This window comes from Pseudomonas sp. H3_C08, from assembly GCF_054669455.1.
This window is the reverse complement of record NZ_CP162803.1, coordinates 3,343,483-3,360,277: the sequence shown is the minus strand read 5'-3', so window position 1 is coordinate 3,360,277 and position 16,795 is coordinate 3,343,483. Positions and strand designations below refer to the sequence as shown.

General features: G+C 54.9%; 17 protein-coding genes. 7 read left to right on the top strand and 10 right to left on the bottom strand.

Features of this window, described 5'->3' with window-relative positions; translation table 11 throughout:
• Positions 1–19: 19 nt before the first annotated feature.
• From AB4N74_RS15345 to AB4N74_RS15315, 7 genes are read right to left on the bottom strand one after another with little or no spacing between them, the layout of a single operon-like run.
• Entirely contained in the window at positions 20–1,285 is a 1,266-nt protein-coding gene (locus AB4N74_RS15345) for a hypothetical protein (RefSeq protein ID WP_093435261.1), read from the bottom strand.
• On the bottom strand, positions 1,266–1,760 hold the full coding sequence (locus AB4N74_RS15340; RefSeq protein WP_093435258.1) for a hypothetical protein: 495 nt from the start codon (positions 1,758–1,760) through the stop codon (positions 1,266–1,268). The genes AB4N74_RS15345 and AB4N74_RS15340 overlap by 20 nt, the downstream gene beginning before the upstream one ends.
• Positions 1,761–1,789: 29 nt before the next feature.
• Positions 1,790–2,155, bottom strand: coding sequence for a GtrA family protein (locus AB4N74_RS15335; protein ID WP_093435255.1), 366 nt, complete (start codon positions 2,153–2,155; stop codon positions 1,790–1,792).
• 15 nt (positions 2,156–2,170) lie between these two features.
• A complete protein-coding gene (locus tag AB4N74_RS15330) occupies positions 2,171–3,112 on the bottom strand; it encodes an aldo/keto reductase (RefSeq protein WP_257355761.1) in 942 nt (313 codons plus the stop codon).
• Positions 3,113–3,114: 2 nt separating this feature from the next.
• The gene (locus tag AB4N74_RS15325; RefSeq protein ID WP_093435252.1) at positions 3,115–3,852 is read right to left on the bottom strand and encodes a glycosyltransferase; all 738 of its coding nucleotides are present in this window, start codon (positions 3,850–3,852) and stop codon (positions 3,115–3,117) included.
• Positions 3,849–5,006, bottom strand: coding sequence for an NAD(P)/FAD-dependent oxidoreductase (locus AB4N74_RS15320; protein WP_175559625.1), 1,158 nt, complete (start codon positions 5,004–5,006; stop codon positions 3,849–3,851). The genes AB4N74_RS15325 and AB4N74_RS15320 overlap by 4 nt, the downstream gene beginning before the upstream one ends.
• Positions 5,006–6,025, bottom strand: a complete 1,020-nt coding sequence (locus AB4N74_RS15315) for a glycosyltransferase (RefSeq protein WP_460091819.1) — start codon at positions 6,023–6,025, stop codon at positions 5,006–5,008. The genes AB4N74_RS15320 and AB4N74_RS15315 overlap by 1 nt, the downstream gene beginning before the upstream one ends.
• A 347-nt stretch (positions 6,026–6,372) precedes the next feature.
• Here AB4N74_RS15315 and AB4N74_RS15310 point away from each other — a divergent pair, with 347 nt between their 5' ends.
• From AB4N74_RS15310 to fabF, 5 genes are all read left to right on the top strand, one after another.
• The gene (locus tag AB4N74_RS15310) at positions 6,373–7,401 is read left to right on the top strand and encodes an MraY family glycosyltransferase (protein WP_093435244.1); all 1,029 of its coding nucleotides are present in this window, start codon (positions 6,373–6,375) and stop codon (positions 7,399–7,401) included.
• A gap of 87 nt (positions 7,402–7,488) precedes the next feature.
• The gene (locus AB4N74_RS15305) at positions 7,489–9,483 is read left to right on the top strand and encodes a polysaccharide biosynthesis protein (protein ID WP_093435241.1); all 1,995 of its coding nucleotides are present in this window, start codon (positions 7,489–7,491) and stop codon (positions 9,481–9,483) included.
• A gap of 110 nt (positions 9,484–9,593) precedes the next feature.
• The gene (locus AB4N74_RS15300; protein WP_093435238.1) at positions 9,594–9,929 is read left to right on the top strand and encodes a ComEA family DNA-binding protein; all 336 of its coding nucleotides are present in this window, start codon (positions 9,594–9,596) and stop codon (positions 9,927–9,929) included.
• 215 nt (positions 9,930–10,144) lie between these two features.
• Positions 10,145–10,948 (top strand): SDR family NAD(P)-dependent oxidoreductase, encoded by an 804-nt coding sequence (locus AB4N74_RS15295; RefSeq protein ID WP_099756866.1) that lies wholly within the window; start codon positions 10,145–10,147, stop codon positions 10,946–10,948.
• Between the two features lie 22 nt (positions 10,949–10,970).
• Positions 10,971–12,245 carry a beta-ketoacyl-ACP synthase II gene (gene fabF, locus AB4N74_RS15290; protein ID WP_099756865.1) on the top strand — a complete coding sequence of 425 codons (1,275 nt, stop codon included), beginning with the start codon at positions 10,971–10,973 and terminating at the stop codon, positions 12,243–12,245.
• Here fabF and AB4N74_RS15285 read toward each other — a convergent pair.
• The 3 genes from AB4N74_RS15285 to eat form a co-directional block, all read right to left on the bottom strand.
• Positions 12,242–12,796, bottom strand: a complete 555-nt coding sequence (locus tag AB4N74_RS15285) for a TetR/AcrR family transcriptional regulator (protein ID WP_460096528.1) — start codon at positions 12,794–12,796, stop codon at positions 12,242–12,244. The two genes, fabF and AB4N74_RS15285, sit on opposite strands and share 4 nt — an antisense overlap.
• A 137-nt stretch (positions 12,797–12,933) precedes the next feature.
• On the bottom strand, positions 12,934–13,101 hold the full coding sequence (locus AB4N74_RS15280; protein WP_007908505.1) for a DUF2897 family protein: 168 nt from the start codon (positions 13,099–13,101) through the stop codon (positions 12,934–12,936).
• A gap of 129 nt (positions 13,102–13,230) precedes the next feature.
• The gene (eat, locus tag AB4N74_RS15275) at positions 13,231–14,595 is read right to left on the bottom strand and encodes an ethanolamine permease (protein WP_257355754.1); all 1,365 of its coding nucleotides are present in this window, start codon (positions 14,593–14,595) and stop codon (positions 13,231–13,233) included.
• 398 nt (positions 14,596–14,993) lie between these two features.
• Between eat and kdpF the strand changes: the two genes are divergently transcribed.
• Both kdpF and kdpA read left to right on the top strand, forming a co-directional pair.
• On the top strand, positions 14,994–15,083 hold the full coding sequence (kdpF, locus tag AB4N74_RS15270) for a K(+)-transporting ATPase subunit F (RefSeq protein ID WP_007899818.1): 90 nt from the start codon (positions 14,994–14,996) through the stop codon (positions 15,081–15,083).
• Between the two features lie 8 nt (positions 15,084–15,091).
• Entirely contained in the window at positions 15,092–16,786 is a 1,695-nt protein-coding gene (gene kdpA, locus AB4N74_RS15265) for a potassium-transporting ATPase subunit KdpA (RefSeq protein ID WP_257355753.1), read from the top strand.
• Positions 16,787–16,795: the final 9 nt, after the last annotated feature.

Below are 16,795 nucleotides of genomic sequence, written 5' to 3'. Positions count from 1 at the left end.
CTTCGGGTACTCTGAAGATCTAGTTGGATAGCACTTTGCAAGTCAAAGGCTTGTGCTGATTTGGCCATGTTACATTTCTGAGTAACAAGCAAATAAGCATGAGGCTGATGATATCGCCAACGAGCAGAACCCTGTATCCAGACTCATAAGCTGTTGGTGAGAGACCTACGACAGCAGTTACGCCGGTATGCAATAGAAGTAGAAGTGTTCCTATATAAAAACTGCTGTTTGTCGCCAAGCTTCTTTTCATCAGGTAAGTAGCACTGATCAATGAGCTGATCGAAAGTGCGTACGAAAAGAAATAAGTCAGACCAAATCCGGAGTTCAAGTTTCTTATTGAATAGTAATCATCGTTGCCGGTTGTGAATAAAAAGGAAAGGATGCTGCCTTGGAAAATTCCGCCAATGGTCAATATCAGCGCAGTGCGTTTTAATTCGAAAGTCTTTCCCATGGTTAACAAAACAAGTAGCAGTGCGATGATCTTCGGGTACAGGTTCATCGGGTCAATGTAGTGGGCGTTGAATATATCGAATCCATTCAAAGCCTTTCTGATAAAAGAATATTCGGTGAATTCCGGCATGTACACTGCTTCCGTTGTCAAGCGTAAATAGTTACCTGGGGCAGTGATTAGAAGTGCAAAGCCCGCAATAACGATCAAGGCCAAGAGAGCTCTGAAGGTTGCCTGGTTTCTCCGATCCCAAATGAGCGACGTTGCAAACACTGCAATCATCGAAATTCCGACTTGTTCAGATTGCGATGCAATGAACGCCAATGGGATCGCGAGTATTTTCTCAGGTGTCGAAAAAGATGATGGTTTTACGAATAATGCGGATGCAAAAAGCCCGCAAGCAACTGGTAGTAAATAATTATAAAAACCGGTTACGTAAAAGACCGTCGTGTCTAGAATGGGGTGGCTGATTATTAAAACTCCGAACATGCACAACGGTATCCCATAGGCGAAGTCGATCTTGTCCGAAAAAAACGATTTCCATATGGAGTAGGCGCTAAGGAGTAGAAAAGAAGGAATCGCCAGCTTCCAGAATGCTGGGGTGGCAATGGTTTCGTACATGATGCCTTCAATTGCTATTCGGCCTGTCCAAGTGTAGTAGCGCTCCAGCAAATAGCTGAGCGAAGATGCTCCAGATGTTGCGGCTGTCAGGAACTTGGAGTCGTCGGAGAAGGTGTTGATGCTCAGTGTGAGGTAAAAACTCACGTAGAGTGCTAATAGAAACAAACCAAACAGAATTGTTTTGTTGTTCGATGGATCATTTTCCGGTGCAGACATTTGCGCCTCCGTAATGCATTACGCCTTTAGAGTCTTCGACATATAATTCCAGTGACTTTCCATAATACGCCTGAAGGTTGCGGCGAATGCCTGTGGCGTGAAAGCCATGCAAGTGGAAGTCGCTCTTTATTTTGAGGAAGTCACTGACATCTTTTCTGTAGATGCGACGCGTGAGCAGCTTTATTGCTCCACCATCTCCGCGGGCGTACAGATGGATTTTGATTGTGTTATCGGGAAGGTCGAGGAGCGCCCATCCGCTGGCGGAAATCCAGAATGCACCTATTTCGCAGGTGTCGAAGTTTGCTTTGAGTTCGGGTATGTAGTTTTCTTGAAGGGGTAGTTTTGTAGTTTTCGTAGTGTTGTTGGCGGAGAATAATATGACGCCTGCAAGTACAGAGGAAATCAAGGCGAGGCCATAAGCTAGCCCCCACCGATTGATCGGCTTATTGATTTTGAATGAAAGATACTTTGGCACTTCGGATCCTCGTCAATATGGCCGGCATATTATTTGTTGAAAACAAATTTTTTATTTAATAAATAAAACGCAATCGTGTAAGAAATCATCGCAAATATTTGTGCAATTTCTGCATCGATGCCCAACCACCGATAGCCCGCCAGAAGTACCAATTGGTTGATTGCGAACGAGATGCTGAACGCCACAATGAACTTCGGAATAGTACTTCGATCAGTGGTCGATTGATTGAACACAAATGTTTTATTGAGTACGAATGCTGCGATCAGGGCTATCACGTAGCCAATGGCGTTGGCATAGGACGGATTCATGTCAAAGAACGTGACCAGCAGCAGGAAGACGCCGTAGCCGATAGCCGTGTTGGCGACTCCTGCAAATATGTATTTAAGCGCTTGCATTGTCAGCGAGTCTTCCTAGTCGGACGGTAGTTCTTCGAACAGTTGAGTGAAGATTTTCTGTCCTTTGCTTTTCTCTGCTAGCGCTTGTAATGATTTCCAATAGGTGAGGGTGCTGTCCAATTGATCTGTGTTTCTCGGGCCAATGACGATTCCCGACAGGGCGGGGTTCACAAATGAGGCGGCGAGGGCGAGTTCGTTGAGGGTTGTCGGCCTTGGTTCGAATTCGTGCGGTGCGTTGATGAAGTCGACAAGCTTTTCTGTAAACGCTTGGGGAATGTTGATGTTGCGCAATTCCATCGAGCTGTTTGTTTTGGACACTTCAGTTTTCAGGCCGCCCAGATTAATGCCATAGGCCAGGTATTTTGCATCAGGAAACCACGCTTCGTAGGAAGAGCGAGCGGCATGGGTCTTGAAGTTTTCCTTGACCTGGATAATCCATTTTTGCGACAGCGACGGATTGGCCTTGTAATACGCCTCTGGATGCCTGATGCCGGAAAGCCCGATAGCAAGACCCTGCTGTTCAAGCTTGTACATGGCCTCGACTGTCTGTGCGACTGTTGCGCCGTGCACATCATCATCCGAGCGGTTGTCCCAGTGGATTGAGACGCACGAAAGTGCCGAGCCAAACTGCCCCATCAGAATATCGGATGCACGAGCAATGTCATCGGGCGCCAGATGGACGTCTGGCGACCCCATATTGTCTCTCGAGCCGATTTTTACCGTCAGTGCGAGGTTTGAGTCAGCGTTGTGCTCTGCCCAGTCAGCGAGCCAGCGAACAGCCAGACCGAAGTCCTCCGAGCGCTTGTTGATAGGGTAGTTCGTTGCGGTGTCGACCATTGTGCCGCCACTGAGCAAAAACTGCTCAAGCAAATGGTAAGCCTGATCGCGTTCTATCCCCCAGCCCCATAGCGCGGTGCCGAGTACCAACTGCTTTTCGCTTGGCGTGAGTATTGGCATGTTCAGGCTTCACGTTGTGAGTTTTTGAGGCGTTGGCGTAGAGAAGCCATGGCCTTGAGATACTCGATGGTCAGTTTGAGAACCTTCACTTTCGAGTTCGGATCGTCGGTCCAGGTGACTGGCAGATCCATCACACGGTATTTCAAGTGTTCGCCGGTGATCAGCACTTCGGTTGCAAAGAACCATCCGTCGCTATTGGCGCCTGTGTGCATCAGCGGCGCCAGGACCTTTCGCTGAAGAAACTTGAATCCGCACATGCCATCGCTGAAGGAGGTGCGGAAAATAAGTTTGACGATGAGGTTGAAGCCGAAACTTGTGACGTTTCTGAGGGGCTTTCTGCCAATGACTTTAGCGCCCTTCGCAAGCCGCGATCCGGTCACGATATCGGCTTTGTTTGCTTTCAGTGCCTCCAGTGCCGGGCGCAGGTGGCTCAGGTCGGTAGCTAGGTCCAGGTCCATGTAGCCGACGATTTCGGCGCTCGATTGCGACCAGGATGCTTTAAGTGCCCGGCCAACGCCACGCTGCTCAAGGCGAAGGTAACGAACATCCGGGAGGGTTTTTTCCAGTTCCAGGGCAATCTCTTGGGTACGATCGGTGGAACCGTTGTCCGCCAAGACGATACGAACAGTACCAATGTCGCTCAAGTTACTTTGAATATAGTTGTGTGTTTTGAGGACTTGTTCCGCCAGCGTCGACTCTTCGTTCAAAATGGGGATGGTGATTTCAATCAACGAATTCATGGTAGTTGCTCAGAAGAAGAGGAGGGCGTGCAGGAGAGGTTTTCAGTATCGAGCTTTTCCAGCACGTCATAAATATTGTCGATCTTTCCGCCCAGGATGGAGTAACAACCTGGAAGCGTTTCGTGTTTCTCGAACAAAATGGGTCGACCATCGTCGCCCTCGTTTTTGGTGAGGATTGTTTTGACTTCGAAAAGCGAATCGACGTATTTGGAGTCCATGACTGAAGGCAGGTAGCGACCAATGTCGCGGATCATTCGATCTACGCGAGTGTCCCTTTTATAGTTGTCCAGTTTTTGATAAGGGTTGGAGCCAGGTTCGTCGGACCAGTGCATATGCGGGGTGTAGCGAACATGCGATACGGTATGCAAGCCGCGCGCTGGGAAGGGCATGACTGAGAAGAAGGGGCCATCCATCACGGTAATACCCAGATCGCAAAGTGCGGGTGGCATCTGCATCAGCGCCATTTCAGTGATTTCTTGCTTGAGTGCAGTGCGCGTGCCGGGAAAGTCGCCGCCAAACTGATTCAGGCCACTGTAGGTGCAGTTGAACACGTATCGAGCACTGAGTTGTTCCGGTTCTTTGCCGTCGCCAGTGAGTGTTACATTCAGCGACTGATTCGGGCTGTTGCTGATGGCCACCGCCTGGGTGTTCAGACGGATATTGACGCCGCTTTCCAGCAGTTCACGCAACGCCCACTTGGCCAGTTGAGTTGAATCGAACGCATACTCTTCAACCAGATAAACCTCTTCGATCAGGCGAGGTTCAAACAAGGCTCGAAGCGCTGGGCTGGCGAGTTCTATTTTTGCGCCGATTTCTCGATAAAAGCGCTCGAACTGATTCGCCGTGACTTTCGAGTTACGTCGGGCGATGGCGTACAGTTTGGTGAAATCCTGTTTCACCGCATCGGGCCAGTCTTGAACGAATTTCGGCAGGTTGATGCGACTGCGATAAGCGGTGGTGAAGCTGCGCGGATAGTGATAGCCGTTGTGAACACGTGCCTGGTTATTATAGGAGGCACGGCTCAGCAATGACGACTCACGCTCTATAAGAGTGACTCGCTTCATGCCGCGTTGCTTCGCCAGGTAGACTGCGATCGCCGCGCCGTAAAACCCTCCTCCGATAATCACCGCGTCCTGCATGTTGGTCGTCGGCATCACACAACTCGGCCAGAAGTAGGCAAGGGTGCTTCAGGCGACGCTACTTCCTCGATGTTCAGTTTTTCTCGACGGGTAATCCGTGCACTGGTGAATTCCTGGGCAATATGGTAGAGCGGTCCTTCATTGGAAAGACTGGTCATGTGCAGGATGTACTCACCCAATACCAACAGCACCAGCGAAATCAGGAAGAACATCCCGGACTGTTGTAAGGAAAGACTGATCCAGCCGGGCGCAATATCCGCTTTCAGGAAACCGCTGGCGACCACATAAAAACAGTAGATGAGATTCGCTACAGCCCCGAAGAGTGAAAGTGAAGTAACCAGGCGCATCGGAGCACGCGTAGTCGACACCAATAACAACATGCCGCGATCAATACTTTCGCGCAGTCGTTTTCTTTGCGTGACGCGAGGGCTGGAACTGTAGTTCAGATTGGCGCGGGCAAAGCCGCCTGTAGCAGGCAGGTGGCGGTAAGTAACCGACGGCTGCGGATGTTGAAGAATAAAATTGATCACCCGTTTGCTGAGCACCCGGTACTGAGGCGCATCGGTGGCGAGATGAATGCCGTTGAACGATTTGTAGACTTTGTTGAAAACGGAGTAAGCGACCTCATAAGCGAAGCTTTGAGGGGGGTTCTGTTTGTTTTTAGCAAAAACCACGTCTGCACCGCTGACCGCTTTGTCGAGCATTTCAGGTAGAAAAGCGATGTCATCAACGAGTGGGTCGATCACCGCGACGAAATCACCCAAGGCATTCTCCAGACCTGCCCACGATGCGGTGTCGGCATCGACTTCTTTAGTCAAGGCATAAACTTGCAAGTTTGGCAGGCCATTTTCAGCAGTCAGGCTTTTTAATATGGATATGCTGTCATCGTCAGACGCATTGTCGACAACAATGAGTTCATAGTCACTTACCAGTGTCGACATCCGTTCGACTGCGTCTGCCAGGATACTTCCAAGATGGTTTGATTGGTTGCGAACGACGAAAACAACCGAAAGAAATACCGGAAAAAATACCATTTAGAGTTCCTCGAGACGTCAGCCGCAGGCTGTCGCCCATAATTTCAAAAAAAAGCGCGTAATCTTAATCTGCACGGTAGGTGGCGTCACCCTTTTCGTGGCTGGCATTTCGCAGGAAAATCTATAAGAAAGCCCGCTGGCTGCGTCTTGCATCGAACCGTTGCCGTTCGTTCAGCGAACAATTCGTCGTGTATCCTTAGCTATTTTTACCGGCTGGGTCCGCTTTATACGCATCAATTGGCGATAGCGGCGACGCGTCGGAAGAAATTTTTATTGCCTCACCATCAGACTTGGACGGTGGGTCGGTAGTGCGTTTGACCGCTTTTTACTTCGGAGTGATGTACTTAATGATTTTCTGGTGGCTCATGCCCGCAATCTGCGTTCTTTCGTTCGCAATGACCGCAGGCCTTCGCCGATATGCGCTGGCACGCAGCATGCTCGACGTACCCAATGATCGCAGCTCACACACTATGCCTACACCACGGGGTGGTGGCGTTTCGATCGTACTGACGTTTTTATGTGCTTTGTTGGCGCTTTGGTCAACGGGCGTAATCGGTGTTGATTTTTTTCTCGGCGCTGCCGGTGCGGGCGGGTTGGTGGCTCTGATCGGGTTCATGGATGACCATGGTCATATTGCCGCTCGCTGGCGTCTGCTCGGGCATTTTGGTGCGGCCGTCTGGGTACTGGTCTGGACCGGAGGGCTAGCGCCTGTCACCTTGTTTGGATCGAGCTTTGATCTGGGATGGATTGGGCACATTTTCGCGCTGTTCTATCTGGTATGGATGTTGAATCTGTACAACTTCATGGACGGAATCGACGGCCTGGCAAGTGTCGAGGCGATCAGTGTCTGCGGCTCGGTCTGTCTTCTTTACTGGTTGAGCGGTCAGCAAAGCCTTGTCTGGGCTCCTTTGCTGCTGAGCATGGCAGTCCTGGGATTTCTACTGTGGAATTTTCCCCCGGCGAAAATCTTCATGGGGGATGCGGGAAGCGGGTTTCTCGGCGTGATCCTGGGTGTACTGTCGTTGCAGGCGACGGCAATAAATCCGGATTTCCTTTGGGGCTGGCTTATCTTGCTAGGCGTGTTCATCGTTGACGCCACGTTCACTTTACTTCGCCGGTTGTTGCGGGGCGACAAGGTGTACGAAGCCCATAGAAGTCATGCTTATCAGTATGCGTCGCGTCGATATGGGCGCCATTTGCCGGTGACGTCTGCGGTCGCTCTGATCAATGTGTTGTGGTTGCTGCCGATAGCACTTTGCGTAGTCGTCTGGGGGCTGGACGGAGGGGTGGGGCTGGTAATCGCGTATATTCCCTTATTGGTGCTGGCGGTAAAGTTCCATGCTGGAGAACTGGAGGTTAAAGGCTCAGGACGTTGATCGTCAGACAAGTTCTGTGTGGGTTGTAATTTTTACGTACAATGCAGGCGGATTAAGTGGGTTAACGCGCCGGGTCGGTTGAGGTTTATGGATAAATTACGCGCCTTTTTGCTGGGCTTGCCACGCAGGCAGAAACGACTGATTCAAGTAGCCACAGATGTTTTTCTGGTCTGGGGCGCGCTCTGGCTCGCCTTTATCGTCCGACTCGGCATCGACGATATGTATAACCCGCTGAGGGCGCATTTCTGGCTGTTTGTCAGCGCTCCAATTATCGCTATTCCTCTGTTTGTTCGTTTCGGCATGTACCGTGCCGTCATGCGCTACTTCGGCAACGATGCGCTGATTGCGATTGTCAAAGCTGTCAGTCTCTCTTCGCTGATCCTGGCGCTGGTGGTCTATTGGTACAGCAATCATGAAGCAGTTGTTCCGCGATCGATCATTTTCAACTATTGGTGGCTCAGTCTCGTCATTATCGGCGGCTTGCGCCTGTGCATGCGCCAGTACTTCATGGGCGACTGGTTCACGGCGGCTCAGCATGTGCCTTTCACCAACCGTGAAGACGGGCTGACCAAAGTCGCCATTTACGGCGCGGGTGTTGCTGGCAATCAGCTCGTCGCAGCGTTGCGAATGGGGCGAGTAATGCGCCCGGTCGCGTTCATTGATGATGACGCGAGTATCGCCGATCGTTCGATTTCCGGCCTGCAGGTTTACAAACCCCAACACATCCAGCAAATGATCGATGTGACCGGTGCGCAGGAGATTCTTCTGGCGCTGCCGTCATCGACCCGCGCGCGTCGCCGCGAGATTCTGAATCTGCTGGAAGGCTTCCCGCTCCATGTACGCAGTGTTCCGAACTTCACTGATCTGGCCAGCGGCCGTGTCAGGGTTGAAGACATTCAGGAAGTCGATATTGCCGATTTGCTGGGGCGCGATGCCGTGCCGGCGCAACCTGATCTGCTGGCGCATTGCATCAAAGGAAAGGTCGTCATGGTCACGGGGGCTGGCGGCTCCATCGGCTCGGAATTGTGTCGGCAGATTTTTGCCTTGGGCCCGACCACGCTGATTCTGTTCGAACACAGTGAATTCAATCTCTACAGTATTTTGTCCGAGCTGGAACAACGCGGCAGCCGCGAGTCGGTGCCAGTGCGGTTGTTGCCGATTCTGGGGTCCATTCGCCATCAGGAAAAGCTCCTGGATGTGATGAAAACCTGGCAGGTCGATACCGTTTATCACGCTGCGGCCTATAAACATGTGCCGATGGTCGAGCACAATATTGCCGAAGGTGTGCTCAATAACGTAATCGGAACACTCAACACTGCTCAGGCTGCCTTGCAGTCCGGCGTGTCCAATTTCGTCTTGATTTCGACGGACAAGGCGGTTCGCCCGACCAACATCATGGGCAGTACCAAACGCCTGGCCGAACTGACCCTTCAGGCGCTCAGCCGTGAGGTCGCCCCTGTGATGTTCGGTGACAAGGCCAATGTCTCACGCGTCAACAAAACCCGTTTCACCATGGTGCGGTTCGGCAATGTGCTGGGCTCGTCAGGCTCGGTCATTCCGTTGTTTCACAGCCAGATCAAGTCCGGTGGCCCGCTGACGGTCACCCATCCGAAAATCACGCGCTACTTCATGACCATCCCCGAAGCCGCGCAACTGGTTATTCAGGCCGGTTCGATGGGCCAGGGTGGCGATGTGTTTGTGCTGGACATGGGCGAGCCGGTGAAAATCGTCGAACTGGCAGAGAAGATGATCCACTTGTCCGGTTTGAGTATTCGTTCCGATCGCAATCCGCAGGGCGACATCTCCATCGAGTTCACGGGGTTGCGTCCAGGTGAAAAGCTCTATGAAGAGCTGTTGATCGGAGACAACGTTGCTGCAACACCACATCCGATGATCATGACGGCCAATGAGGATCATCTACCTTGGGAAGTGTTAAAGGTTAGGTTGGCCAGTTTGTTGGCGGCGGTTGATGAGGATGATTACTCGCGCGTTCGCCAGTTATTGCGCGAAACCGTCAGCGGCTATACCCCCGATGGCGAGATCGTCGACTGGATCTACCAGCAGCGTCGTCTCGAACCCTGATTGTTTCACATTCTGTAACGCACGCATTTTTGACATCCCTCCACCATGACCTAAGTTTGGAGAGCAGCTTCGGAAAAGCTGCTTTCTCAAACGATGATGGAGCGTCACTAATGCGTACCGGTTACTTCTATTCTCTGATCTTTGCTTTCCTCACCAGCGCCTCGATCGCCGCTATTGCCGCGCCTGTTGCGCCAGCGGAGTCACCCAAGGCGCCGTTGGTGATGGAGACAACTGCACCTTCCCAAAGCGCAAAAGTCGACCTCAACGATGCCGATGCGGCAACGCTGCAAAAGGAGCTGGCGGGAGTCGGAGAGGCCAAGGCCAAAGCGATTGTTGCCTATCGTGAAACAAACGGGCCGTTTGCGTCGGTGGATGAGTTGCTGGAAGTGAAGGGTATCGGTAAGGCGATTCTGGATCGCAATCGCGACAAGCTGGAAGTCAACTAAGCTGAGTGTTCAAAGCCAAGAGGCCGGTCATTGACCGGCCTTTTTTACTTGCGCAGCGCATGGCTGCGGGTAGTGGAAGAGAGGGCAGTCGTCCGACGATTTAAAATTACGGCTATCATATTGCGTTTGGATTATGCCTATAATAATTCGCCGATGCGTCGAGCCAGCAGGTTTCATCGGCAACTCCCGTCATCAAGCATTCCAGGAGCATTCTCATGAATTCCGCACAATCCCAAGGTACTGCTCTGGTTACCGGCGCATCGTCCGGTATCGGTGCGATTTACGCTCAGCGCCTGGCGGCGCGTGGTTTTGATCTGCTGCTGGTTGCCCGTGACAAGGATCGTCTGGAAAGTGCTGCGAGCCAGTTGCGTGATGCCCATGGCGTCCAGGTTGAAGTGCTCAAGGCCGATCTGACGCAGAAGGATGACGTGCTCAAACTCGAACAACGTCTGCGCAGCGATTCCCGCATCAGTCTGCTGGTCAATAACGCCGGTGTGGCGGCGGACGGTTTGCTGGCCAACGCTGATATGGACCAGTTGGAGAGACTGATCCAGTTGAACATCACCGCTGTCACGCGTCTGGCCTCGGCGGCAGCCGCCAGTTTCGCCAAGGCCGGTCGTGGCACGATCATCAATATCGCCTCGGTGGTGGCATTGTTTCCGGAACGCTTCAACGCCACCTACAGCGCCAGCAAAGCTTATGTACTGAGCCTGACCCAGTCGCTGAACACTGAACTCGAAGGCACCGGCGTACAGATCCAGGCCGTGCTGCCGGGTGTGACCCGCACCGAAATCTGGGAGCGTTCCGGTATCGATGCCAGTGGCATTCCGGCAGAAATGGTCATGGAGGCGGGCGAGATGGTGGATGCGGCGCTGGCCGGTCTGGATCAGGGCGAGTTGATCACCATTCCTTCGCTGCCTGACGCAGGCGAATGGCACGCCTTTGTTGCGGCTCGCCATGTCATGGCGCCGAACCTTTCCCGCAGTGCTGCAGCGCAACGCTATAAGTCCGGCAATTGAATTGATCAGAGGTCACCACAGTATGGATTCGCGTCGAATAGTCGTCACGGGCATGGGCCTAGTTTCACCCTTGGGCAGCGATCTCGAAGTCGTATGGCAGCGTTTGCTGGCCGGTCGCTCTGGTTTGCGTAACTTGCCTGAGGCAACGGTCGCTGATTTACCCACGCGAGTCGGCGGTGCGGTGCCGACGCTGGAAGAGGACGCTGAAGCAGGTTTCGATCCGGATCGCGCCACGCCGCCCAAAGAGCAGAAGAAGATGGATCGCTTCATTCTGTTCGCCATGGAGGCTGCCCGACAGGCGCTGGAGCAGGCCGACTGGCATCCTTCAGAAAACAAAAGCCAGGAGCGTAGCGCAACGATCATCGGTTCCGGTGTCGGCGGTTTTGGCGCGATTGCCGACGCCGTGCGCACCACCGACAGTCGCGGTCCTCGGCGTTTGTCACCGTTTACCATTCCGTCGTTTCTGGTCAATCTCGCGGCAGGTCACGTATCCATTCAACACGGCCTCAAGGGGCCTTTGGGTGCGCCGGTGACGGCGTGCGCCGCGGGTGTTCAAGCGATTGGCGATGCGGCGCGGTTGATCCGCGCCGGCGAAGCGGATATTGCCGTGTGTGGCGGCGCGGAAGCCTGCATCGACCGCGTCAGTCTGGCCGGTTTCGCGGCAGCGCGGGCACTGTCGAGCGGTTACAACGACACCCCGCAGCGCGCGTCTCGGCCGTTCGACAGCGGGCGCGACGGTTTCGTCATGGGCGAGGGCGCCGGGCTTTTGGTGATCGAATCCCTCGAGCATGCGTTGGCGCGTGGTGCGACGCCGCTGGCGGAGCTGGTCGGCTATGGCACCAGCGCCGACGCCTATCATCTGACGGCCGGGCCTGAAGATGGCAGCGGGGCGCGGCGGGCGATGACGCTGGCACTGGCGCAGGCGGGTATCGAGCCGGATCAGGTGCAGCATCTCAATGCCCACGCCACGTCGACCCCGGTCGGAGATCTGGGTGAATTGGCGGCGATCAAAAGTGTTTTCGGCGAAGAGAATAAAATCGCGGTGACGTCGACAAAATCGGCCACAGGTCATCTGCTCGGCGCTGCCGGTGGGCTTGAAGCCATTTTCACACTGTTGGCGATTCGTGATCAGGTGGTGCCGCCGACTTTGAATTTCGACAATCCCGATCCGGCGAGCGCAGGTGTAGACATTGTTCATGGCCAGGCGCGGCCAATGTCTATCGAATATGCACTGTCCAATGGTTTCGGGTTTGGCGGGGTCAATGCCAGCGTATTGTTCAAGCGCTGGCAGGCTTAGTCGCGGTTCTTGAGGTGATCGCGGGTGATATCGAGGATGCGTTGCGCAAACCCGGCATCCGCGACACTGCGCGACAGCAGCAGTGCACCGACCAGGGTCGACATGATGACGATGGCGCGGTCAGCGCTGTTCTCGCCTTCGAGGCTGTTTTCGATCTGCTCCAGCCGTGCGTTGAGTACCACGTCACTGGTGGGACTCGGTTGCCCGCGCAGCCCCAACTCGGAAGAAATGGTCAGCAGCGGGCAGCCTTCATCTGGCGATGTCTGGTGCCATTCGGACAGATACGTCTCGATGAACACATCAAGCGCGTTGTCCTGGGCAAAAATCTCGGCACATAACCCATCGACCTGGTTGCCTGCCTCTTGCAAGGCCTTCTCGACCAACTCGTCCTTGGACTTGAAATGTGAGTAGAAACCGCCATGGGTCAGACCCAGCGCGTTCATCAGGGGTTGCAGGCCCGTAGCGCCGATTCCGTCCTTGCGAAAGCGTGCCGAAGCCTCCTTGATGATGCGCTGATGGGTCTGGGCTTTATGGTCCTGCGAATAACGCATCTGGAACTCTCCGCAACAATGTCCCCATCTTAACCAAGGAAAATTAGATGGTGACTGTACTTCTACTTCTTAAAAGCGTGCAGATAGCTCCAATGGCTATAAAAAGCACAAACCCCGCCGATCAGGCGGGGTTGTGTTCAACGGTCTTGGGCGTCTTTGGCGTCCGCTTCGGCATTGCGTTGGGCAACGCGTCTGCGTTCTTCATCGGTCAGATCGACCTTGTTGGCGGTGTCGCGCAACATCATTAATCCACCCACGATCGAGCCGATTGCAACGACCAGAATCAACCAGGCATACCAAGGCATAACGGCTCTCCTTAAGGGCAGGTCGACGGACGAGGATTTCGCCGTGCAACGCTGCATACCACTTTTGAGCGAAGTGAACTCGCAGTGGTTCCATTCTAGGCCGCTTGCACCCGGTACACCCGAAATCCCTCAATGACCTGTCAGCATCGCATCGGCCGGTGCGTTGGCACGCAGTTGTCCGGTCAGCAGGAAGTAGCCGAAACCGACCGCCATGAAGCCAAGGAAGATCAAGCCGATCAACGTGTTGAACCAGGCCATCGCCACCAGACACACCACCGCCAGCACCAATGCAATCAGCGGAATCAGCGGATAGCACGGCGCGCGAAAGGTGCGTTCCAGATTCGGCTCCGATTTACGCAGTTTGAACAGGCTGAGCATGCTCATGATGTACATCACGATGGCGCCGAACACCGCCATGGTGATCATCGCGGCGGTAAGGGTCATGCCACCGAGGTTGATCAGGCCGTCGCTGTAAATCGCGGCGATGCCGATGATGCCGCCGACAATAATGGCGCGGTGCGGTGTCTGGAAGCGCGAGAGTTTCGCCAGCGAGGCTGGCAGATAGCCCGCGCGGGCGAGGGCGAAGAACTGACGTGAGTAGCCGAGAATGATCCCGTGGAAACTGGCAACCAGACCGAACAGACCGATCCACACCAGCATGTGCAACCAGCCAGAGTTGTCGCCGACCACGGTTTTCATCGCTTGCGGTAGCGGGTCGTTGATGTTGGCCAGGGTGCGCCAGTCGCCGACGCCACCGGCAAAGAACATCACGCCCATTGCCAGCACTACCAAAGTCAAAATGCCGCTGATGTAGGCCTTGGGAATCGTGCGTTTCGGATCCTTGGCTTCTTCGGCAGCCATCGCTGCGCCTTCAATCGCCAGGAAAAACCAGATCGCAAACGGAATCGCGGCGAACATCCCGGCAATCGCTGGCGCACCGAACACATCCGAACCGGCCCAGCCATTCAGTGCGAAGTTGCTGAAGCTGAAGGCCGGCGCGACCACGCCCATGAACACCAGCAACTCGGCCACCGCCAGTACGCAGACCACCAGCTCGAAGGTCGCCGCCAGTTTCACCCCGAGAATGTTCAGCCCCATGAACACGATGTAAGCGCCGACCGCCGCATGCTTCGGATCGAGTGCCGGAAACTGCACATTCAGGTAGGCGCCAATCGCCAGCGCGATGGCCGGTGGAGCGAAGACGAATTCGATCAGCGTCGCCAGCCCGGCGATCAATCCGCCTTTTTCACCAAACGCTCGACGACTATAGGCAAACGGCCCGCCCGCATGAGGAATCGCGGTCGTCAGTTCGGTGAAACTGAAGATGAAACAGGTGTACATGGTCGCGACCATGAACGAGGTCACCAGGAAGCCCAGTGTTCCGGCGACGCCCCAGCCGTAACTCCAGCCGAAATATTCCCCGGAAATCACCAGCCCTACCGCAATGCCCCACAGGTGCAAGGTGCCCAGCGTGGGTTTGAGTTGTGTGTTCATGCGTTTGCTCCCTGAACGGTTTGGAAAGCTCGGGGAGGGCGTGTGCAGTGGGCGTGCCATTGCTGTGAAACAAGTCGTAATGAGTTGAAAGCTGTCGTATCGGGGATGTTCGCGGTGGGATAGCTGCTTTTTGTGCGCCAGTTGGGTGCGATGGTGCTTGTTATGCCGTCTTCGCGAGCAAGCTCGCTCCCACAGGGGAATGCATTTCAAATTGTGGGAGCGAGCCTGCTCGCGAAGAGGCCCGCCCATAAGGCGCAAAACCCACCTGTAACGCCGGCATAAACCCACTCTTTACGCTTTCTTTATGCCCAGCCAGACCCCTCGCTCTCGTTCCTTTACAGCCTCCTTTCCGACAATGCCTGCACACACGGCAATACGCCGTAACACGGAGATCTTCCATGAGCGTTCTGGACGGGGTGTCACTGCTGTTGGCAGTGGGGCTGTTCATTTATCTGTTGGTTGCGCTGTTGCGCGCGGATCGGAACTAGGAGCGGCTATGCACAGTTATGACTATTGGCTGATCCTCGCGTTTTTTGCGGTGGTCTTGCTGCCGGCGCCGTTCCTCGGGCGCTTCTACTACAAGGTAATGGAAGGTCAGCGGACTTGGCTGACGCCGGTTCTCGGTCCGGTCGAGCGCGGCTGTTATCGCGTCGCCGGGGTTGATCCTAACGCCGAGCAGAGCTGGCAGAAGTACACGCTGGCGCTGCTGGCGTTCAACCTCGCCGGTTTCCTCCTGCTGTTCGCGATTCTGTTGTTCCAGGATCACTTGCCGCTGAATCCACAAAATCTGCCGGGCATGGAATGGACGCAAGCGTTCAACACGGCCGTCAGTTTCATGACCAACACCAACTGGCAGTCCTACAGCGGTGAAGCGTCTCTGAGCTACCTGAGCCAGATGATCGGCCTCACCGTGCAGAACTTTGTCAGCGCCGCTACCGGCCTCGCCGTTCTGGTCGCACTGTGCCGTGGCATCGGCCGCAAATCGACGAAAACCCTCGGCAACTTCTGGGTCGACATGACTCGCGCCACCCTCTACGGTCTGCTGCCGCTGTGCCTGTTGCTGGCACTGTATCTGGTCTGGCAGGGCGTGCCGCAAACCTTCGCGCAGTATGTGAATGCGGTGACGATGCAGGGCGTTGATCAAGTGATCCCGCTCGGCCCGGCGGCCAGTCAGATTGCGATCAAGCAACTGGGCACCAACGGTGGTGGCTTCTTCGGCGTCAACTCGGCGCACCCGTTCGAGAACCCGAGCGCGTGGAGCAACCTGTTTGAAGTGTCGTCAATTATTCTGATCCCGGTGGCGCTGGTGTTCACTTTCGGCCACTACGTCAAAGACCTGCGTCAGAGCCGCGCGATCATTGCCTGCATGCTGGCGCTGTTCCTGATCGGCGGCGCGACCTCGCTGTGGGCTGAATATCAACCGAACCCGACCCTGAACAACGCTGCCGTCGAACAGACCGCGCCGCTGGAAGGTAAAGAAGCGCGCTTCGGCACCACCGCTACCGTGCTGTGGTCGGTGACCACCACGGCCGCCTCGAACGGTTCGGTCAACGGCATGCACGACAGCCTCAATCCGCTCAGCGGCATGGTCGCGCTGGTCAACATGATGGTCGGCGAAGTGATCTTCGGCGGCGTCGGTGCCGGGCTCTACGGCATGTTGCTCAACGTGCTGATCGCGGTGTTCCTCGCCGGTCTGATGATCGGGCGCACGCCGGAATACCTCGGCAAGAAACTCCAGGCGCGCGAAGTGCAATTGCTGGTGGTGACCCTGCTGGTCATGCCGGTTGGCGTGCTGGTGCTCGGTGCGATTGCCGCAGCGGTTCCCAGTGCTGCGGCGACCATCAGCAACCCCGGCCCGCACGGTTTCAGCCAGTTGCTCTATGCCTACACCTCGGCGAGCGCCAACAACGGCTCGGCGTTCGGTGGCCTGGGTGCCAACACACCGTTCCACAACCTGATGCTGGGTCTGGGCATGCTGATCGGTCGCTTCGGCTACATCCTCCCGGTATTGGCTCTGGCCGGCAGCCTGGCGATGAAGAAAACCGCACCGATCGGCCAGAACAGCTTCCCGACTCATGGCCCGCTGTTCGTGACCCTGTTGACCGTGACCATTTTGCTGGTGGGCGGCCTGACCTTCTTGCCGACTCTGGCGCTTGGCCCGATTGCCGAACACCTGAGCATGGGCTTCTGAGGACTGAAT